The sequence below is a fragment of the Sphingobium sp. B11D3A genome, from assembly GCF_025961695.1.
Lineage (GTDB): Bacteria > Pseudomonadota > Alphaproteobacteria > Sphingomonadales > Sphingomonadaceae > Sphingobium.
The window spans coordinates 1,667,213-1,687,953 of record NZ_JAOQOE010000001.1 but is presented as its reverse complement, the minus strand read 5'-3'; the positions used below and the strand labels follow the sequence as shown (position 1 = coordinate 1,687,953).

The window sequence follows — 20,741 nt, the reverse complement described above, 5'->3', positions numbered from 1 at the left end:
TTCTTGTGACGTAGCGGCTCTGCGGGCCGAAATATGTCCTTCATCCGAAGGACAGGCGGCCTCATGATTTGAGGCCGAACCTTGCCCGGGCTTCCTCGACCGTCGCGGGCTTTGCGCCATAGAGCGCCGCGATCTGCGTCGCGGCGCGCACCATGTCGGTATTGTCCCGCGCTATGGAGCCGTCCGGCATGTACAGGCTGTCTTCCAGGCCGACGCGCACGAGATCGCACCCCATGGCGATGCCCAGCGTGACGAAGCGGAACATGTCCTGCCCGGTGGCGGTGACGCCGACGATGGCTTTGGGGAAAAGTCGCAGGCCCTCATCGATCGAGAAGATCACATTGCGAGCGATCGCCGGTGTTGCCCCGAAGCCGCCGCCGTGGAGCAGCCACATATTTTCACGATCGCGATCGAAAATGCCCTCATTGGCATAGCGCAGCAGGCGATGGAGGGCGCTGGCTTCCACCACCTCATATTCAAGTGCCGAGCCGCGTTCATAGACCGCCTTGATCGTGCTCTTGAGCAGTTCGGGCGAATTCACATAGGGCGTTTCGCCCGGATAATTGCCGCCCGGATTGTAGAAATCCGCCGAGCCGGCGGCGATGCCGAACAAGTCCTGCGACGGCTCGATGGCGAGGATACCGAGCCGCTCCTTGTCCGATGGCCAGTGCAATTGCCCGGTCATTTTGTCCCGGCGAACGCCAATGCCGTTGGTGGTCTGCACAAGGATCGGCGAGCGGGCGCGAATTTCGCGGATTGCCTCGGCATAGATCGCGGGATCACCGCTGTTCATGCCATCGGGGCCGCGTGCGTGGAAATGGACCATCGCCGCGCCCGCCTCATAGCAACGCGCGGCCGCTTCGCCGATCTCGACCGGCTGCTTGGGCACCACCGCTCCATCGCGGTCCTGCTGCATTCCGCCGTTGATCGCGACTGTAATTATGACCTTGTTGTCAGCCAGCATTCCGCTCTTCTCCAGATGATGTCTGGAGCAATATGGAAGCGCCGCCGCGCCGTCTGTCCTTCGGATGAAGGACAGCATCGGGGCAATGAGCCAGGTCCAAGCAGCACGTTTCGCAGCAAGCTGGTGACCAGTTCGCTACCGCAGTGTCCCGCCCTGATCTCCCTGCGCTCGCGATTTCCGGTTGGCTTTGGCGCGTTTCATTGCATAACGCGCATCATGTCGCGAGAACCGGAATTATCCGCTGGCAAGGCGCCCGAGCGCACGCCTTTTGGCAGGCTGATCAACAGTCTTCTGGCGACCGCGCAGATGTCCAGCGCGCGGCAGATCGATGCCGAGCTGGATCTGGCCAATCTCGATCGGCGGTTGCTGTCCTTGATCGGTCGACGTGGCAAGGTGACCTTCACGCAGATTGCGCGCCTCTCGGGCATTCAGCGCGCGCAGATCAGTCGGTCGCTGGCACACCTGACCGCCACGGGCCTCGTGCACCGTCCCGACGTGCGCTCCAAGGCGGAATTTACCGAGAAGGGCCGGGCGGTCTACGAGGAGATCCTCGCGGTTGCCATTGCTCGCAATGTGGAGGTCTGCGGCGGGCTCGACGCGCCGACGCGGGACTTTTTCATCCGTGCGACCCGCTTCATGATCGACGAGGCAGCGGCGATGCTCGACGCTGAGATCCAGCTGTCCGGCGGGACGCAGGAGCCGGGGGCCGAGCGCAAGTCGGAAAGGCGGCCCAATGAGCGGAACGAGCCGGGCATTGCCGATGCGCGCGTCCATGTGATGGTTCTGCCGCCATTGACGACGCTGGCCTCCTATCTCAACCGCACCGCCACCCTGCTGGCCAAGCGGGTCGGAGCGATTTCGTCTTTCGAAGCGGATATGCTGATGCTGATCGGCAAGAACGAGCCGATGACCCAGCTCAGCCTGACGCGCACGACGGGCGCCAGCAAGAGCCAGATCGTGCGTGCGTTGACGCGCATCGAGAGCATTGGGCTGGTCAACCGCACGAAAGTGCCGGGCCGCCGCGATATCCTGCTCGATCTTTCGGCGGAGGGGCGCGGTTTGTGGCGCCTGCTGACCACGGCAGAGGCTGATCGCGACGCGCGGTTGCTGGGGGTTCTGGAGCCGGGAGAAGAGGCCCGCTATCGCGCCGTCCTCACCTTGCTGATGGAAAATGCCCGCGCGATGGCGCGCGGCTGATCGATCGATCAACCGGTCCCCGGCGATCGTTCGGCGGTATTCAAATCAACAACAGCATTTAGGCAGAAACGCGTCGCGCAAATGTGCGCGACGTGCTGAATCTACTGGAATGCCGCTGGTTTCTGGGGAACTGTCCTGGCTGTTCGAGACCTCGTTAAGCTATCTGCCTGAACGGATGATCCATTTCGTTATCAAAATCAACAAAACTCTTGTGCATCGATAATTGGCCTGCAATACCCATCCATGCTTCGGTCACCGACAAGGTGCGGGGCCGGAAGCCAGAGGTTTCCATCTAGGGGAGGTTACATGCAGATCGTTCGACGGGCGCCCTTGCGGCGCAATGGATTGCTATTGGCTGGCGCCGCGTTGATGGGGGCGGGCGGCGTCTCTCCGGTTTCCGCGCAAGACGTTGATAATGATGATGAGGACAAGACCTCCGTCATTCATGACATCGTCGTCACCGCCGAGCGGCGCGCGATGAACCTGCAGGATACCCCGCTCTCGATCGTCGCCGTGAACGAAGAAATGGTGGAAGCCCGCGGCATCGAGGATCTGGAGGATCTGGCCAACCAGACACCCAATCTTAGCATCGCCCCGCAGCGCGGCGGCAGCACATCCACCCCCTCCTTCACGATCCGCGGCATCGGCGGCGGCGGTGGCGCACTCGGCGAGCGCGGTGTGGGCCTGTATATCGACGGTATCTACATGCCGCGCACTGCCGGCTCGGTTCTCAAAGTGATCGATATCGACCGGATCGAGGTGCTGCGCGGCCCGCAGGGCACGCTGTTCGGCCGCAACTCCACGGGCGGCGCGGTGCGTTACTTCACCAAGCAGCCGCGCCTCGGCGAGACGGAAGGCTATGCGCAGGTGACGGCCGGCAATTATGACCGGGCGGATATCGTCGGCGCGATCAATATCCCCATCGGCGATACGCTGGCCGTGCGCGCGCAGGGCGCCTATCTGCATCAGGGCGGATGGGTGCAGCGCGGCACCGAGAAGAACGGCGCATCGACAGACTATGTCGGGCGCGTGCAGGCGCGCTTCGAGCCGAACGATCGCTTTGAGGCCACATTGGGCTTTCTCTACACCGACTCCCGCGCCAATGGGTCGCCGATCGTCACTGAGGAGCTCGATCTGCGACCGGGGATCGAGCCCGCGCCGGGCTTTGTCGGCATTCAGGGCAATTATGGCGACTGGCTCAATGATGCCTTCAAGTCCGTCGGTCAGGCGCCGATTGCACCTTATAACGATCCGCGCGTAGTAACCGGCGACAAATATCGCCAGCATGACATCTGCCTGCTGGATGATTTCAATCCCGACTTCGGCGAAGAGTGCGTGCAGCGGAACACGTCGGTTTATTGGCAGGCCGATCTGCGCATGTCCTACGAGCTGTCCGACGATGTGACCCTGTCCTCGACCTCCGGCTTGTCGAAGCTCGATTTCAACGGGGTGATCGATTATCAGCAGTTGGGCACGGAAAACCGCAAGCTCGATACCGGGTCGAAGGTTTTCTATCAGGAACTGCAGCTCAACGCAGCGCCGTTCGGTGGTGCGCTCGATGTCGTCGGTGGCCTCAATTATTTCTACGAAAAGTCGGACGAGCAGGGCCTGACCATTACCCGCAAGGGCACCAGCGTCTATCCAAACAGCCCTAACGGCAATGCCGATGGCGGTCTGGTCCGCCGGCAGGATGCCGACACTACGCAGGTGGCCAACTCTTTCGGTGCCTTCGTCAGCGCGACCTGGCACGTGACCGACCGGCTCAATTTCACGGGCGGCCTGCGCTATGCGTATGATCGCAAGCGGATCGAATCGATCGAATATGCCTCGTCGGACTTCACGCCGGCGCCCGGCACAACATCGACCTTCGTGGACAGTTCGCGACATTGGCAACAGGTCGATTATCGCGCGACCATCGATTACAAGATCACGCCGGATATCCTCGCTTATGCGACGATTTCCAAGGCGTACAAGGCAGGCCTCTACAGCTTCTCGATCGCCGACAACATTCCCGGCCCGGCGCAGAGCGGCGACGGCGTGCCGACCGTGCCGCCCGAGACCGTCCGTAACTATGAAGTCGGCCTGCGTATGGCGCTTTTCAACCGGGCGTTCATCGTCAATCCGACCGTCTTCTACATGCAATGGGGCAACCGGCAGTCAGCGCGTCGCGTGACCTGCACGACGGGACCGTCCTGCCCGCTGGGGTTCAACCTTCAGGTTGTCGATGCCGGCGACATCGACGTTTACGGACTGGAATTGGACAGCCGCCTGCGCCTCTCGCGGAACTTCTCGCTCGATGCCAGCGGCTCGCTGACCGGCGTCAAGCTCGATCCGGTGCGTAATGGCGGGCCCTTCCTTTTCCCGGATATCCCGCGCAAGCAATTGAGCCTCGGCGGAACGCTCAACATGCCAGCCGAGTTCGGCGAGTTCACGGTCAACATGAACTGGAGCTACACCGACGATCAGGCCACGCTGAACCTCGACAACCCAGATTCGAAGTACCAGCTTCCGGCCTATAGCCTCGTCAACGCCCGCGTTCGCTTCATGCCGAAGAACGTGCCGGTGGTGATCTCGGTCTTCGCGAACAATCTGTTCGACAAGACCTACGCGACGGGTGCCACCCGCTTCGGCGGCGCCTATTTCGACAGCTTCACGCCCACCGGCGTCGGCGCGCCGCCGCGCAACATGCTCTCGGTGGTGCGCGGAAAGCCACGCATGATCGGCGCGTCGATCCGTTACGACTTCTGACGGGGGGCGGGTGCCCCGGCACCCGCTAACGACATTGCAGCGGGCGGATCGGGTAATCGATCCGCCCGTTTTTTATGAGGCAGGGCTTGGAACAGCTGGGCCATTGCGCGAGAGGCGCAACGTGGATTGGCCGCGCCCCTTATCCCACCAGCGGGCCTGGCGTGGCGGCTTGCGGTTAAAGGCCGAGCACCTTGGCGATTTTGGCGCGGATGTCTTCGGGCGCATTCAGCTTGCCCACGGTGCCTTCCGGCAGGGCGCCGGCCTCGATCCACCAGCCGATGACCGCAACTTCATCCGGGGTGAGCGGCGTGCGGCCGTTCTTGGGCATGAAGTCCTTGTGGTCGGTGGGAAGGGTAATGCGGCGATACAGGTCGCTGCGCTGCTTTTCGCCGGGATCGATCACCGCGCCGCTCTCGCCGCCTTCCATCAGGCTCTTGTAGGTCGCCATGGAGAGTGCGCCGCGGCGCTTGTCATCGTTGTGGCAGGAGGCGCAGCGCGTCTGCAGGGTGGGGTGGACCACATCGAGGAAGATATCCGCATCGGCGACATTGGTCACCGGAGGCCGGCCACCGGGGCCAGAGCGTAGCGGGCCGGGCGCGAATTCGGTGAGGTAGGTCGGGCCGTGCGTCAGATTGCCGCCGAAATGGCCGGTGGCCACGAGCAGCCCGCCCGTGACAAGGCAGGCAAGCGGCCAGCCTCGGTCATAGATGTTCGGGAATTCGCGCTGCCAGGCCCAGACCAGCAGCGCGCTGGCTGCCAGCAGCACGCCGCTCCAGCGGTGCCAGTTGACCGCCTCGCCGGTGAAGCCGGGCTCGCTCGCGTGCATATAGCCCAATGTCACCGTGAGAAAGGCACAGAGCGCGCCGATCAGCCATGTCGCCGAGACAGCAGGACGCAGGGCGGCGAAGCACGGCCAGCGCGTCGCGATCTCCAGCCCGATCGCCAGCATCAGAATGCCGATCGGCAGGTGCAGCACGAGAACGTGGAAGCGACCGAGGAAGAAGATGAAGTCCTGCACGAAAATCCCCCGAATGATGCGGTCCGCTGTGTCCGGACGATGTCAGTTGATGCCGCAGGACTGCCCGGTACGCGCGCAGACCTGCTCGATCAGCTTCATAGACTCCGGCTTCGGCTCCGCGGCGGTCGTCGCCAGGAACACGCCCTTCGCCCAGGTGTAGGGCGTGCGGCCCTCGACATCCCGAATGTCGAAGCGCGCGCCCTTGCTCGCCAGATAGGCCAGGATCTTGTTCGATCCGCGATTGGCTGCCCCATGAACGGCGGCCAGCCCCATGGCATTCGTCGCGTTCAGATCCTGCCCGAACCGCTCGTGGCAGAGCCGCACGGCCTCAAGCAGCTTGTCCTCGCCCTCGTCGAAGGTCTGGAAGAACACCCAGTTGATGCCGGCAGCGGCCATGAGCGGTGTCGTGCCGTTGTTCGTCGTGATATTGGGGTCGGCGCCCTTGCTGGCAAGCAGCTTCATGGCGTCCACATCGCCGGAGAGGGCGGCGCGCAGAAACGCCGTCTGCCCGGTGAAATCGACCCAGGACAGGGAGCCAGCCGTCAGCAGCCAGAAGCGGGTCGGCGGATAGCGCATCACCCGCGCATTGGGATTGGCGCCCTTGTTGAGCAGCGCGCCGATGAACTTGAGCGCACGGGGACGATCGACGCCCTTCTGTTTGGCGGTGTCGGTATCCAGCTCCATGTTACGCACATCGACGGCCGCCCAGAGCGGCGTGCGCCCATACCAGTCGGCAGCGTTCGGATTGGCCCCCTTGTCGAGCAGATATTGGGCGACGGGCACATTGTCATTCAGCACCGCCACGAGCAGCGGGCGGGCATCATTGGCCTCGGGCTGCTCGATCTTCGCGCCGGCCTCGACCAGCGCCTTGGCCATCTCGACCGTGCCCTCGCGCGCGGCGAGGTGGAGCGGGGTGATCTTGCCGGGCCACTCGGCGCGCGAACCCTCGGGCGGCACGCCGCCGCGCACGATGCCGTCGCCATGCGAGCCCCCGCCTTCGCCGGGCGCGCGGAACTCGGGCTTCCTGCCCAGCTTCGTGGCGGCGTTGACGTTGGCGCCGGCCTCTATGAGCGCCTGCACCGCCTCCACGCTGCCGCCGCGCACCGCGAGCATCAGCGGGGTCTGGCCATAGGCCTTGTCGGTGAAATTGGGGTTCGCACCGGCCGCAAGCAGCGCCTTGACGTTGGCGCCGTCCCCTTCGCCCGCGGCGATCATGAGCGCGGTCTGGCCGGTGTGGGAGAGGGTATCCACAGGCGCGCCGGCCCTGAGCAGGCGGCGCAGCACAGCGGACGCGCCAAATTCGGCGGCCACATGCAAGGGCGTCAGGCCATATTCGTTGGCGAGCCCCGCGTTGGCGCCAAGATCGAGCAAGCGGTCGACATCGTCCGCCAGATTGCGCCGTGCCAGCCAGTGCAGCGCGGGCGTGCCGTCGGGCGAGCGGGCATCGAGATTGGCGCCGCTGTCGACCAGCTCGTACATGCGCTTGAGCTGATTGTCGCGCGCCGCCGAGGCCATCTGCACGCCTAGCTCCTGCGCCTTGGCCGGCGGCAGCACCGGGCGCTGCGGACGCAGCAGCAGGAAGGCGATAAGGGCGAGCGCCAGGAGCGCCAGGCCTGCCAGCGCGATGCGTTTGCTTGTGGCCGGCATCAGATGTCGATCGTGCCGTCGCTGTCGCCGAAGCTTTCCACCGGTGCGCCCGCCTTTTGCAGGATGGAGAGCAGCAGGTTGGAGAGCGGACGATCCTTGCCGACGCCGCCGCTGATGTGGCGCTTGCCGGCGACCTTGCCCGAGCCGCCGCCCGCGAGGACGATCGGCAGGGGGCCGTGATTATGAACGTTGGAATCGCTCATACCGCTGCCCCACATCAGGATGCTGTTGTCGAGCAGCGAGCCATTGCCATCGGGCGTGCTGGCCATTTTGTCGAGCAGATAGCCGAACATGGAGACGTGATAGGCATTGAGTTGCGCCAGCCTGTCCTTGTTGGCCGGCACGTTGCTGTGGTGCGAGAGCGGATGGAAGCTCTCCATCACGCCGCTGCCCGGGTAGATGCGGTTGCTGTTCTCGACGGCCAGCATCAATGTGGAAATGCGGGTCAGCTCGGTCTGCCATGCCAGCACCTGCAGATCGAACATCATCTTGATGTGCGTCTCGAAATCCTCGGGAATGCCGATGGGCTTTTCCGGCACCACGATATCGTGGCTGGTCTGTGCCTGAGTCAGTTCCAGCCGCCGTTCGACCTCGCGCACGTCGGTCAAATACTGGTCGAGCCGGCGACGATCCTCGGCCGGCAGATCGGCCGAGAGCTTGCGCGTCTGGTCGGTCACCGTGTCCAGCATGCTGCGCGATTCACTCCAGATCGCGGCGCGTTCCTCCGGCGTGCCACCGGCGCCGAACAGGCGCTCGAACAGCAGTTGCGGATTGCGCTGGATCGGCAGCGGTGTGTTGGCGTCCTGCCAGCTGATCGTATCGCGATAGGCGCAGCTCCACCCTTCGCCGCAGATCGCCGAGGGCTCCTCGATGCCGAGTTCGAGCGAGGGCAGAGGCGTATCTTGGCCCAGATGCTTGGCGGCGACCTGATCCGCCGTCATGCCGAGCTTGTTCACATTCTTGGTCATCGCCGTGCCGGAGAGGTAGACGGCGGAGGAACTGCTGTGATTGGCCGCAGCCGAGGCATCCTGCGTGTAGGCGAGCGGCAGCGTCAGATCGCTGATGACATTGATCTTGTCGTGAAAGGCCGCCAGCGGGCGCAGCGTGGGCGACAGTTCGAAGCCGGCGCCCAGCGTCGCCGGCCGGAACCTGTCCATCACCGCGCCATGGGGCACATAGAAGAAGCCGAGCCGCGTCCGCGCCGGTGGCAGCCCGGATGATGCGGCGGGTATCATCGATTCCAGGAAGGGGAGCGCAAGACAGGCGCCGGCCCCGCGAAGCACGGTCCGGCGCGAAAGCGATTTGCGGGTAAGGTAGGTCATCGACGTCTCCAGACCTCAGAGCCAAGCGGAAAGGGCGGGGCGGGCCGGCGCATCAGCCGGCCATCTTCATCGTGAGCGGCAAACCATTGGGATCGAGCAGGCGCAGCGTGCCGGGCGCGGAAGGGAGGATGACTGCCCCCATCTGCGCGAGCGCGGCGGCGACCTTGCCACTGTCGAAGCGGCGGCAACTCACCGTCCAGTCATCCACGGCCGGCTTTTCCCGGCCCACCGTCTGGCGGATGGCGATGGGGGTGTTCGCGGCGGCGAACCAGCGCTGGCCCGGCACCGGCGCGCGCATCTCCTTGAAGAAGAGCGACATGAACTTGCTCGTCGCAGCCAGATCGCTGACGCGCAGCAGGATGCTTTCCATCTTGAGCGGGGTGACGAGGGGCGCGCCCTCCACGATGTTTCCGGCCGGCACCGTCGTGCTGGCGAGGCCGGCCGGTTCTTCCAGCAATTGCAGGCCGATGTGATCGGGATCGTAGACGATGCCGCGCATCGCCGGGGCCAGCCCTTCACGCTCGATGCGCGCATCCATTGCCTTGCGGTCGTATTTCTGCAGCAGCACGCAATAATGGTCGATCGCAGGATCGGGCGCGGTGGCGCGCGATCCCAAGGCGATATAGCCCTTGCCCAGCACGACATAATAACGCAGCGGCGGGTCGGCCTCCTTGTGGACGGCCGGATTGAACAGCCGGCCATAGAATTGCGCGGCCTTCGTCACGTCCGGCACCAGCATGCCGATATGTTCCAGACCCGTGGTGCGCAGCGGCAGTTCGTCACCGCGCAGGGCTTCCGCGGCCAGCGCCACACCCGATGAGAGAGCCAGCGAAAGCAGCGAGCCGGCCGCGATCACGCTGCGCCGGTCGAATATGCCCGCGCCATCGCCTGAAAAATCATCGCCGTTCATCACTTCTTTCTCCCAATCATGGCGGGCGGCTGCCGGCTGGTGTTCCAGGTCAACTGGCTGGGCGACACGCGCAGCCGATCCTTCTGGCTGCCCGCCGGCATCCGGAACTGCCGGCTGGTGACGACGCCGCGCAGGATCGTCTGGAAGCGATCGCCATTGCCGGCGCTGGTCCGGGCGATCCGGCGCACTTCCGGCATGTCAGCAAAGGTGAGTTCGCGGCCGATGGCGAAGGTCATCAACTTCTCGATGAAGGTGTGGGTGAAGGCGTCCGAGCGGGCGAGGATGGCGTTGCGCAGATCGCGCGGGCCATTGATCTTGGTGCCGTCGGACATCACGCCGGAGGCATCGACGGGAAAGGCGCCGTCCCGCGTCCGCCACTGGCCGACCAGATCGTAATTCTCCAACGCCAGGCCGATGGGGTCCATCATATTATGGCAGGAGGCGCACACCTTGTTCTCGCGATGCACGGCAAGGCGCTGGCGCAGGCTCGTCGCCTCGGCATTCGCGTCGAGATTGGTCTCCACGCCGGGCGGCGGCGGCGGCGGCTTCACGCCGAGGATGTTCTCCAGCACCCACGCACCGCGAATGACCGGCGAGGTTCTGTTGGCGACGGAGGTGACGGTGAGGATCGCGCCCTGCCCGAGCAGGCCACGGCGCACGCTGTCCTTCGGCAGGCTGACCTTGCGGAAATAGTCGCCGCGCACGCCGCTAATGCCATAATGCTGGGCCAGCCGCTCGTTGACAAACGTGTAGTCGGCATCGAGCAGATCGCGGATCGGGCGGTTTTGCAGCATCACATAGCGAACGAGGCCCTTGGTCTCATTCTCGAAGGCGACGCGCAGATTGTCGTCAAACGCCGGGCTCTCGCGCTGGACCGAGCGCAATTCGCGCAGATGCAGCCACTGGGTCGCGAAATTGTCGACCAGCGCTTCCGCCCTGGGGTCGGCAAGCATGCGGTTGACCTGCTGGTCCAGCACGGCGGGGTCGCTGAGCTTGTTCTGCGCCGCCAGATCGAGCAATTGCTGGTCGGGGATGCTGCTCCACAGGAAGAAGGAGAGGCGCGAGGCGAGGTCGAGATCGCTGATCGCGAACTTGTCCTGCGCGACCGGCTGCTCGAACCGGTAAATGAAGCGGGGATCGACGAGAATGTAGGAGAGGCCCGCGCGCACGCCGTCCTCGAACGTGCCTTGCGCCCGGCCCGCATCATACATCTTCATGATCGCGTCCACCTCGCCGCCCATCGGCTTGAGCGGGCGGCGGAAGGCAAGGCTGCCGAGGCGCGTCAGGATCGCGCGAGCGCAGGGCTTTTCCTCCATCCAGCTCTTCGGGCGGCAGGAGAAGACCGTGGCGCGCGGGGCGCTGCGGCCCGGCCCCTGTGTCGTGAATGGCCCGTTGACCGCGACGTTGAGGACGAGGCCCTTGGTCAGATAATTGGCATAGATGTCGTTCACACCCGCGCCGGCGACCTCGTCGAGCAGCGCCGCCGTGATCGTGCGCCGCCCGGCGCCCAGCTTCACGCGGACCTTGTCGCCCTTGCCCAGCGTGACCCGGCGGCCGTCGATGGTGAGGTTGACCGCCGGCATGGGGGCCGGCGCCCGGCGTCCGGCGATGAATCCGCCGGTGCTGGTGCGCACGCTGATCTCGTAGGTGCCGTCCACCGGGAAGAAATGGTTGACCCGCATCCCGCCCCGGGTGCCGAGCGGCAGCCCCTCCAGATGCTTGGTCTGCACGAGTTTGCCGGGCGCATTGTAAACGGTCCGCGTCAGTTCGAGCGTTGAAGCGCCCGTGGCGATGCTGCTGATCTTGAGCCCGGCATTGAGATAGCCCTGAATGAGCGCCGGGGAGGTGGTCAGTACGCTGGAGATATTGTCGAACCCGCCGGTCGCGGCATCGGGCGGCAGGAAGTCCGCCGGATTGATTTCCAGCCCGATGAGATCGCGCACGGCATTGGCATATTCGGTTCTGTTCAGGCGGCGCAGGTTGGCCGAGGGGAGTGGCGCGGGCGTGGAATCGAGCCGATCGGTCAATTCGCCCAGAAAGGAGGCCAGTTCGCTCGCCTCGGGCCGAGGGCTGTTGAGCGGCGGCATGGCGCCCGCGCTCACCTTGCGCACCACCTTTTCCCAAATGGCCGCATTCTTGCCGGTATGGTCGAAGTCCACGCCCTCGAAGGAGAGGCCGGCGACGCGCTCTTCCGAATCGTGGCAGGACATGCAGTATTTGCCGATCATCGGGTGCGGTGCATTCTCCGCCACGGCAGTCGGCTCGTCGCCCTGCACAGGGAAGGCAGCGCCGAGCGCGGCCAGATAGACTGCGCCCGCCGCAAGAATCATAGCAGCGCCCTGGCGTGATCCGCCGAACCGGGCTGCCTCTCCTGCCATCGCGCTCATTCTCTTGCGCCCCGTTTCAGAAATCCCCTTCATGAGTCTCGGTATACAAAATCAATTTTCTTTTGTCACGCGATGAAGGCAGGATTTCTAATATATGGAAGGACGGCGCGGCCGCATCGAGCGGCAAACATGATTTCCGAAATCAACTCGTCGCGCGGTGCTGCTCAACCCTCCTCATTCGCGTTGCGCACGTAGAGGCCCGAGGCTTGCCAGAAGCAGGCGCCGGCACAGAGTGGCGTGATCGCGATGAGCAACAGGGAATAACGGATGGCCGACTGGCCGAAGTCCGCCGCCAGCACATCGTTCAAAATGCCGACCGCCGTCGGGCCAATGATGTTGCCGACGAGACCGCCGCCCAGCAGCAGCATCGCAATGGCCAGCGCGCGCTGGTCGGGCGCCACCACATTGACGACGGCGGCGTAGATCGGCCCCTGATGCAGCAGAGTGAAGAAGCTGGCGCCGGCAAAGCCCAGCACCCAGATCGCGGTCTCCTCGCCGAGCAGAAACAGCAGTTCCGCGGGGCCGATCGCCAGGCAGGCGAGCGCCGGAATGCCGACCCGCCAGCGCAACTGGCTCTTGCGGAGTCGATCCACCAGCAGGCCGCCCAGCAGAATGCCCGCCGCGCCGAGAAAGCCGCGTGAGGGGCCGATGATCGTCGCCGCTTCCGCCATGGTCAGGCCGTGGACGCGCTGGAAGAAGGTCGGCGTCCAGGAGCCGGTCGCCCAGATGTTGGATCCCATGAACGTCATGCCGAGCAGCATCCAGGCATAGCATCGGTTGGCCAGCAGCGCGCGCACGTCGGTTCTGATCGCGGCAATCGGCGAACGGCTGTGCGCTGGCCGAGCCGCTGTGCGGGCCGGCTCGCGGACCGTGAGCCGAAAGACCAGCGCTGCCACGATGCCCGGCACGCCGGCGGCAATGAACATGGCGCGCCAGCCATAGGTTTCCGCGATCCAGCCGGCGACCGGGAACAGTACGATGTGCGAAATGGTCGCCGCGACGCCGTAGATCGCCAAGGCCAGCGGGCGCCTTGTGGGGTGAAACAGGTCGGCGATCATGGAATTGGCCGGCGCCGTGCTGCTGGCCTCTCCCGCGCCCAGGCAGAAGCGTGCGAAAGCAAGTTGCCAAATGTTGGTAACCCAGCCAGTCGCGAGCGTGACGGCGCTCCAGAAGGCGAGTCCGATGGAAATGATCGTACGGCGATTGAACCGGTCGGCCGCCCACGCGATGGGCAGGCCCATCAGCGAATAGATCACGATGAAAGCAACGCCCGAAACCAGCCCGAGCGCGGTGTCGGAAACGCCCATCTCCGCCTTGATCGCCGGCAAGGCGAGCCCGAGCAGGGACCGGTCCAGATAGTTGAAGATGGAGACGACCATCAGCATTGCGAATGGCCAGGTCGATTGCCAGGGCCAGGGCGCCCGCTGTTCCTTGGGCAGAGGGGATGGGCCGGCCGCGCTCTCCCGGCCGATGGGCAGCGGCTCAGTAATCGGGCGCACGGCGCTTGCCCTGTAATCGGCCAATATGTGTCACCCCGCCTCTCCCCATTGCGCACAGTGTGCAGCTCTGCCTGCCAGACAGGGACGGGGCCCCCATGGCGTCAATCCTCTCAATGGACATCGGGGCGCAATTCCGGAATGTGGAAGGGATGGGCGCGCCCTGTGCTGTCGGCAGCGCGGCCTGCGAAGCTGTTCGCGGCCCTCACCACGTCACGGACGAGATCGGCATCGCGCGCCGCGTGGAAGCGGGGCAGGGGCATGACGACGCCGAGCGAGCCGATCAGCCGTCCCGCGCCATCGAAAACCGGCGCTGCGACCCCGGCGAGGCCAAGCTCCTCATCCAGATTGCGCGCGACGCCCTCGTCGCGGACTCGCCGCATCTGCTCGAGAAACTGCGCGCGCTTTGCCGGCGGTCTGCCCGCGATGGGGCTGCGGGTGATGGACCGGAAGATGGCTTCGCTCTCGCCCGGTGGCAGGCTGGCGAGAATGGCCTGGCCGAGCGATCCCCAGGGCAATTCGATCTCGATGCCTTCTTCCAGCGCCGGGCAATGGTCGCAGGCGGCATTGGCCACAGCGGCGACCACGGCGCGGCGCCGAACCGGGGCATAGAGGCATAGCACGGCCGTCTCCGACCATTTGCGCACCAGCCCGGCAAGCAGCGGCCGCGCGCTGCGCACCGGATCGAATTGTGCCATCAGCTGTGAGGCCAGCCGCGTGAGTTCGCGCCCGGTGCGGTAGGTCTGGCCATCGCCGCGCTCGACGATGCCCTCGGTGAGCAGAGGGCGCAGCAGGCGGTGGACGGAACTGAGCGGCAGGCCCGACCGCTCCGCAAGCTCGCCGAGCGTGAACTGCTCGCTGCCCTCGATCACCAGCCTGAGGAGATAGATGACTCGCTCTGCCGAGCCGCGCGGGCTGGTCATTCCGCGTGCATCCAGGCGGCGCGCGAGGTTGGTGCGTGCGCCCGGTGCTGCGTAACCCATGGACATGAAAATGCCGCGCCGATCCGGCCCCGGCTTTGCGTGCCGCCCATCATTCCCCTCCATTGCGCGTGCTATTCGGATAGCACTGTCAATCAGCACCTGTCAGTTTTCCGATTGACGGAAAAACGCAGTGCAACGTCATGATCCAGATACAAATCTGTTCGCAAATCCGTCAATGGAGTTCACAAAGTCAATTGAAAAGTCTCGGGGCAGACGGGGAGGGATCACATGCAGTCGGGAGCAGCGGAGGATATTGTCGGCGGAATCGGGCGGCGTGCGTTCATCGCCTCGCTGGGCGGTGCGGCGGCTGTTGCGGCGATGAGCGCGGAGGCCAAGGCCGATGCGCTGGAACATGCCCTGGCGGATAATCTTGGTCCGGTGGGGCGCACCTTCCCCACCGTCGCGCAGGTCGATGCGCAGATCCCGACGCGGCACTATCGGCGCGGTGTGGGCAATGTCTTCATTGCCGAGCAGGGGACTGTCGACGTGTTGGCGCCCATGCCGGAAAAGCCCAAGCTCGCCGATTTCATTCGCCTGCGCTTTCAGAGCACGTCTAACCACTGCCTGCAGAGCGCCACGCAGGCGCGCAAGCGCAATATGGATGAGGATATCGTCTTCGCCTGCCTCGTCCATGATCTGTCGATGGCAATGATGCGCGCGAATCATGGCTTCTGGAGTGCGCAGCTTTTCGAGCCCTATGTCTCCGAGAAGGTCGCCTTCGCCATCCGGCACCATGCCGCGCTGCGCTTCTTCCCGGACGCGGAGACGGGCTACACCTATCCCGATATCTATCGCGAGATGTTCGGCGAGGATTATGTTCCGCCGCCGCATGTGCAGCGGGAGTTCGCGATGGTCCGCAAGCACCGCTGGTACATGGCGGCCCGCCTTGTGACCGTGAACGATCTCTACGCTTTCGATCCCAATGCGCAGGTCTCTCTGGACCCGTTCGAGGATGTGATCGGCCGCCATTTCCGTCAGCCCGCAGAGGGCCTCGGCTTCGACAGCAGTCCGAGCGCCCATATGTGGCGGACCTTGTTCAATCCGGATTCGCCGCTCTGAGCGCCCGATATCCGCACGCCTTTTCTTGACTGGTTGGAGGACCGTGGAATGATGAAAAGAACGAAGATCGCTCTGGCGACCGCATTGGTGGCTCTGCCGGCCATTCTTGTCGTGGCGCCGCTGGCCGCGCAGAATGAGGCGCAATTGCCCGGGCAGAAGGATGTCAGCCGGGTCGCAGCCGGCACCTACAAGGCCGATGCCGGCCACACGCTCGTCGGCTGGCGCGCCAATCATTTCGGCTTCAACGACTATTTCGGCATTTTCGGGGACATCACCGGCACGCTGGAGATCGATCCGGCCAAGCTCTCCGCCGCGAAGGTGGATGTGTCCATTCCGGTCGCGCGCGTGGTGACGGCCAGTGCGGGCCTCAACGGCCATTTGCTGCGCGCTGGCAAGGATGGCGGCAAACCCGACTTTTTCGGCCCCGATCCGGCGCCGGCCCGCTTTGTCTCCACCAGTGTCGTCGCGACGAGCGCCACGGCTGCAAAGATCACCGGCGACCTGACACTCAACGGCGTGACCAAGCCGGTGGTGCTTGAGGCCGAGTTCACCGGGGCCGGCAAGCATCCCTATAACGGCAAGGCGACGCTCGGCTTTGAGGCGACGGCGGCCATCAAGCGGTCCGACTTCGGCATGACCTATGCGATCCCCATCGTCTCCGACCAGGTCGAGCTGACGATCAGCGCGGCCTTCGAGAAGTAAGTCGCGCCAGCGCTCAGCGGCGGTTCAGCTTGCCGGCGCTAGTGCGGCGGCATGAACTCCGGGGATGAGCGTGGGGCGGCGGCAGCGCTGACGATCCGGCGTGCCAGTACAGGCGCGCCGTGACCGCACCCCCGCACCTGCCGCCCTCGGGCGATCCTCACCCTGCCACGCCTCGGGCCACCCGCCGTCGCCGTCCGCTGCTCTGGACGGCGCTGGCCGTGCCGCTGCTCGGCTGGGCCGGGCTGGCCGCCGGTCTTGGCACCGCGCTGCTGCGCGAGCCGATCGAGCGCCGGGCGAGCGCCGCACTGGGCCGTGCCGTTGCGATCGATGGCGATGTCCGCCTGCTGGTGACGCCTTTCTCCCTACAACTGGCTGCGGACGATGTGCGCATCGCCAATGCCGCCTGGGCGCAGGCGCCCGATCTGCTCAATGTCCGCGCCCTGACGGCGCGCTTCTCCACATTCGATCTGCTGATGGGGCGCGCCGGCCCGCGTGCGCTCGGCTTGCGCGGCGGCACGCTCGATCTGGAGCGGCAGGCAAGCACGGGCGCGGCAAACTGGAAACTCGGCGGCAAGGATGGTCTGTTTGCCGTCGCTGGCGTGCAGCGGGTGGACGCGGACGATCTCGTGCTGCGTTACCGGGACGAGCGCGAGGGAATCGAGAGCTGGCTCAAGCTGGTCGGAAGCGGTCCGGGCGCGGTGCGTTTCGCCGGGCGAGCCAGTCTTGCCGGTGATGCCTTTCGCATGAATGGCTCCAGCAATTCAGCCGAGGGGCAACCGTTCCGCTTTGCCCTGCGCGCGGGCGCGGAGACACTGGACCTGCGGCTGGAAGGGGAAAGCGACAGCCCGTTCCGGCTGGCCGGGGCGGACCTGCGGGTCGGAGCGCGCGGCCCCGATCTTGCGGCGCTGGCGGCACTGGCGCGCATCGATCTTCCAGCCGCGCCCTCCTTTGCGCTGACGGCTCGGCTCGCGCAACGGCGCGGCGGCTGGCATTTCAGCCGCATTGCAGGGCAGCTTGGCGAGACCGATCTCAGCGGCAGCCTGACGCTCGAACAACGCGGCGCCCGTCCGCGCGTGGTGGCGTCTCTGGCGTCCGAGGCCCTGCATCTGGCGGACGGCATGGCTGTGCTGGGGCTGCGCACTGCGACGTCCCCATCCGATGGCGAAGGTCCTCAACCCGTCGCCTCATTGCTGCCGGATGCCACCCTGTCTCCCGGGGCGCTGCGCAGTTTCGATGCTGTGGTCGACTACAAGGCCGAGCAGATCGAGGGCGTCGGGGACGCGGGCTCCGCGCTCAAGCCCGCGCATCTCGCCATGCGCCTCGCGCTGATCGATGGGCGGTTCATGCTGTCGCCGGCCAGTGTCGATCTGGCGGGCGGCTTCGTCTCATCGGATATCTACATCGATGCGCGGCAAGGCCCGGCGCTTGCCCGCTACGATATCCGCCTCTCGCCGACGCCGATGGGGCCGCTGCTGGCCGGCTGGGGCCTCGCCCCGCGCGAGACAACGGCGCTGGCGCGCGGGCGCATCCAGCTGAGCGGGCGCGGCGAGACCCTGCGCGAGACGCTCGGTCATGCCGCTGGCCGCATCGCCCTGGTGCTGCCCGCCGGGCGCGTGGGCATGGCACAGGCGAGCGAATCGGAGCTGGATATGACCAATCTGCGTGCTGCGATGTTCGGCACGCGCAGCGGCAACGGCGTGGATTCGACGGGAGGGATATTCTGGCGCCTCGGCCAGCGCCTAGGGATCGGCGGCGATGGCGAGGCTGCGAATAACGCGACCCACCTCAATTGCGGACTGATCGCCTTTTCGGTCCGCGACGGGCTGGCGACGGCCGACCCAATCCTGATCGATACCGATGGCCATGTCCTCACTGGGCGCGGCGAGTTCGATCTGCGCGGCGAACGGCTCGATCTGCGCTTGCAGGCGCAGGGCAAGAGCCGCGAATGGTTCGGTCGCCCCGCGCCGATCCTGATCGGCGGCACGTTGGCCGCGCCGACCGTGCTGCGCGAGCCGGTCGACCTGTTCCGGCCCCAGCGCCTGTTCGGCTTGTCCATGATGCTACCGGATGTGCGGGCCATCTTCGGCTTTGTCGACCCGGACGAAGCGCAGGCGCCGGCTTGCGGGACGCTGCTGCGCGGCGGAGCGACGGCCGACGCGGCCCAAGCCGGGCCAGCGCCCAAGCCTGCGGAACTGGCCCTGCGCTAGGCGGCCGGGGTCGCTCCGGTCTGGCGCCGGTCCGCCAGCCACAGCGACAGGCCGGTCAGGCCATGGAGCAGCACGATCATCGTGAGCAGGAAGAAGGTGGCGCTGACAAAGCGCGGGAGGAGCAAGAACTCGACCGCGCATAAAAGGAACACCGCCATGGTCAGCAGTAGATTGGCGATGGAGGATGCCCCGCGCCGCGTCGATCGCACCACCTCGACCAGCAGGAAGACGATGGTGAGCAGCAACAGCATGTCACCCCAGCTCAGCATCAGCACTACGCCCGAGAGCATGGGCAGCGTGAAAGCCTCGCCCCGCATCACGGCGGCCAGCGCCGGCTCGGTCTGATCCGGCTGCGGCGCGCCGGCGAACAGCGCCACCAGATTGTAGATCAGCACCGGAATGAGCAGCAACGGGAAGCTGTTGAGCAGGTCTACGGCCCGGCGATTGTTGCGGTCTTCCATGCGGTCTCTCCCTTAGGCTCGCCAGCATGAGACTTTTGCGGCACAAAGGCCAGAGCCGCCGGCACGGGACGCACGGGCGGAATGGAGAGGGGAGAGAGCATGAGGATTTTCGCACGCATTCCGACCATCGCGGCGCTGTTAATTGCCATGACCATGGTCACCAGCCCGGGGCATGCTCAGGTCGCGGCCAGCGCCGAGGCGCAGAAGGCGATGCTCGCCAGCCCGGACCCAAAGGTCACCGCCAACAAGAAGCTCGTTTACGACATGTATCGCCATATCGTGCAGGGCGGCCATGCCGATCTGGTCGAGCGCTTCTTCACGCCGGAATATATCCAGCATAATCCCAATGTCGCCTCGGGCCGGGATGCGCTGGCGGCCTTCCTGCGCGGCTCACGCCCCGCCCGCCCGATTTCGCCGATCATTACCCTGCCGATCATCAGGATCGTGGCGGAGGGCGATTATGTGCTGGTGATGAGCGAGCGCCCGATGAAGGACGAGGCGGGCAAGCCCTATGTCACCAGCTGGTTCGATGTGTACCGGATCGAAAACGGCCTGATCGCCGAACATTGGGACCCGGCTCTCAAAAGTGCGGCGATGCTGAAGTTTGATCCCAATGAGATGGGGAAGTGAAGGCGAAGTAACTGGCGGGGCTCAATCGCCCAGCATCTCCGCCAGCGCAGGGCTGATCCACTCGCGGGTCGTCGCGCCGTCCTGGGCGAGCATGTGGACGGCCAGACCCTCGCGGATCGCCAAGGCGGCGCCAGCGTGGAGCCCGAGCACGGTGAGCGCGCTGGCCCAGGCGTCGGCATCCATGGCGCGGGCGTGGAGGACGCTGACCGAGGCAACGCCGTTCTCCACCCGCCGCCCGGTGCGCGGATCGAGCGTGTGGGCGCCGCGCACATAATTGCCGGAGGTCGCAACGGCCAGTTGATGCAGGGCGATGCGGATCGGGCGGGCGCGCACGGACGGCGGAATTTCAAGGTCGACCCACCACGGGTCGCCATCCGGACGCATCCCGCGGCCCACCAGTTCGCCGCCCACCTCGACAAGGCAATGCGCCACGCCGCGCTCGGCCAGCAGGTCCGCCACGGCATCGACGGCATAGCCCTTGGCGATGCCGGAGAGGTCCAGCCAGAGGCCGCCCGGCTGACGCAACCGGCGGGTCGTGGGCTCGAACGCGAGGCGTCGCCAGCCCGATTGGGCTAGCGCCTGCGCAAGGGCTTCGTCCGTCGGTTTGCTTTGCATGGGGTTTGGCCCCAGCCCATAGAGCTCCGTCAAGCGCCCGATGGCCGGATCGAACGCGCCGTCGGTACGCTCGGCAAGAGCGAGGCCGGTCGCCATCACGGCGGCAAAGTCGGCGGACAAGGTGGTCCACTGCCCAGCGGGCGCCGCGCCGAAGCAGCTGAGGGCGGAATCCGGCGCCCAATGGCTCATATCCGCCACGATGGCATCGAGCCGTGCCTGCACATCCTCCTTGAGCGCATCGGCATCCACGTTGCGCGGGGCGCAGAAGCGCACCCGCCAGATGGTGCCCATGGTTTCACCGCCAATCTCCCGCACCGGCGCGCCCGGGTCGATCCCGGCGAGGGCGCCGGACTGGATCGGGGGCACGACGATGCGCGGGACGGCGCCGAGCATGG

General features: G+C 65.6%; 16 protein-coding genes. 6 read left to right on the top strand and 10 right to left on the bottom strand.

What is annotated here, in order from left to right:
• Window positions 1-61: 61 nt before the first annotated feature.
• Window positions 62-964 carry a 3-keto-5-aminohexanoate cleavage protein gene (locus M2332_RS08025; RefSeq protein ID WP_264573645.1) on the bottom strand — a complete coding sequence of 301 codons (903 nt, stop codon included), beginning with the start codon at window positions 962-964 and terminating at the stop codon, window positions 62-64.
• Between the two features lie 216 nt (window positions 965-1,180).
• Between M2332_RS08025 and M2332_RS08020 the strand changes: the two genes are divergently transcribed.
• Both M2332_RS08020 and M2332_RS08015 read left to right on the top strand, forming a co-directional pair.
• Entirely contained in the window at window positions 1,181-2,161 is a 981-nt protein-coding gene (locus tag M2332_RS08020) for a MarR family winged helix-turn-helix transcriptional regulator (protein WP_264573644.1), read from the top strand.
• A 306-nt stretch (window positions 2,162-2,467) separates the two neighbouring features.
• On the top strand, window positions 2,468-4,909 hold the full coding sequence (locus tag M2332_RS08015) for a TonB-dependent receptor (protein ID WP_264573643.1): 2,442 nt from the start codon (window positions 2,468-2,470) through the stop codon (window positions 4,907-4,909).
• A 175-nt stretch (window positions 4,910-5,084) separates the two neighbouring features.
• Here the strand turns inward: M2332_RS08015 and M2332_RS08010 are convergent, their stop codons facing one another.
• The 7 genes from M2332_RS08010 to M2332_RS07980 all read right to left on the bottom strand — a co-directional run bounded on the left by M2332_RS08010 (window position 5,085) and on the right by M2332_RS07980 (window position 14,678).
• Window positions 5,085-5,927, bottom strand: coding sequence for a c-type cytochrome domain-containing protein (locus M2332_RS08010; protein ID WP_264573642.1), 843 nt, complete (start codon window positions 5,925-5,927; stop codon window positions 5,085-5,087).
• A gap of 42 nt (window positions 5,928-5,969) precedes the next feature.
• Entirely contained in the window at window positions 5,970-7,574 is a 1,605-nt protein-coding gene (locus M2332_RS08005; protein ID WP_264573641.1) for an ankyrin repeat domain-containing protein, read from the bottom strand.
• Entirely contained in the window at window positions 7,574-8,896 is a 1,323-nt protein-coding gene (locus M2332_RS08000) for a DUF1552 domain-containing protein (RefSeq protein WP_264573640.1), read from the bottom strand. The genes M2332_RS08005 and M2332_RS08000 overlap by 1 nt, the downstream gene beginning before the upstream one ends.
• Window positions 8,897-8,948: 52 nt before the next feature.
• The gene (locus tag M2332_RS07995; RefSeq protein WP_264573639.1) at window positions 8,949-9,806 is read right to left on the bottom strand and encodes a VOC family protein; all 858 of its coding nucleotides are present in this window, start codon (window positions 9,804-9,806) and stop codon (window positions 8,949-8,951) included.
• Window positions 9,806-12,136 carry a DUF1592 domain-containing protein gene (locus M2332_RS07990; protein WP_264573638.1) on the bottom strand — a complete coding sequence of 777 codons (2,331 nt, stop codon included), beginning with the start codon at window positions 12,134-12,136 and terminating at the stop codon, window positions 9,806-9,808. Before M2332_RS07990 ends, M2332_RS07995 begins: the two co-directional genes overlap by 1 nt.
• A 221-nt stretch (window positions 12,137-12,357) precedes the next feature.
• Window positions 12,358-13,692, bottom strand: coding sequence for a spinster family MFS transporter (locus M2332_RS07985; RefSeq protein WP_264573637.1), 1,335 nt, complete (start codon window positions 13,690-13,692; stop codon window positions 12,358-12,360).
• 110 nt (window positions 13,693-13,802) lie between these two features.
• Window positions 13,803-14,678, bottom strand: a complete 876-nt coding sequence (locus tag M2332_RS07980; protein WP_264573636.1) for an IclR family transcriptional regulator — start codon at window positions 14,676-14,678, stop codon at window positions 13,803-13,805.
• 222 nt (window positions 14,679-14,900) lie between these two features.
• On the opposite strand from M2332_RS07980, the gene M2332_RS07975 reads away from it, so the two are divergent.
• The 3 genes from M2332_RS07975 to M2332_RS07965 all read left to right on the top strand — a co-directional run bounded on the left by M2332_RS07975 (window position 14,901) and on the right by M2332_RS07965 (window position 18,640).
• Window positions 14,901-15,731: a hypothetical protein gene (locus M2332_RS07975; protein WP_264573635.1), complete on the top strand. Its 831-nt coding sequence runs from the start codon at window positions 14,901-14,903 to the stop codon at window positions 15,729-15,731.
• Window positions 15,732-15,779: 48 nt separating this feature from the next.
• Complete coding sequence (locus tag M2332_RS07970) at window positions 15,780-16,433, top strand: YceI family protein (protein ID WP_264573634.1); 654 nt, start codon at window positions 15,780-15,782, stop codon at window positions 16,431-16,433.
• Between the two features lie 119 nt (window positions 16,434-16,552).
• Complete coding sequence (locus M2332_RS07965; RefSeq protein WP_264573633.1) at window positions 16,553-18,640, top strand: AsmA family protein; 2,088 nt, start codon at window positions 16,553-16,555, stop codon at window positions 18,638-18,640.
• Here the strand turns inward: M2332_RS07965 and M2332_RS07960 are convergent.
• Window positions 18,637-19,101 carry a hypothetical protein gene (locus tag M2332_RS07960; protein ID WP_264573632.1) on the bottom strand — a complete coding sequence of 155 codons (465 nt, stop codon included), beginning with the start codon at window positions 19,099-19,101 and terminating at the stop codon, window positions 18,637-18,639. The two genes, M2332_RS07965 and M2332_RS07960, sit on opposite strands and share 4 nt — an antisense overlap.
• 99 nt (window positions 19,102-19,200) lie before the next feature.
• Here M2332_RS07960 and M2332_RS07955 point away from each other — a divergent pair, with 99 nt between their 5' ends.
• Window positions 19,201-19,731, top strand: a complete 531-nt coding sequence (locus tag M2332_RS07955; RefSeq protein ID WP_264573631.1) for a nuclear transport factor 2 family protein — start codon at window positions 19,201-19,203, stop codon at window positions 19,729-19,731.
• A 21-nt stretch (window positions 19,732-19,752) separates the two neighbouring features.
• Here M2332_RS07955 and M2332_RS07950 read toward each other — a convergent pair whose 3' ends face one another.
• Window positions 19,753-20,739, bottom strand: a complete 987-nt coding sequence (locus M2332_RS07950) for an FAD:protein FMN transferase (RefSeq protein WP_319801482.1) — start codon at window positions 20,737-20,739, stop codon at window positions 19,753-19,755.
• Window positions 20,740-20,741 lie beyond the last annotated feature (2 nt).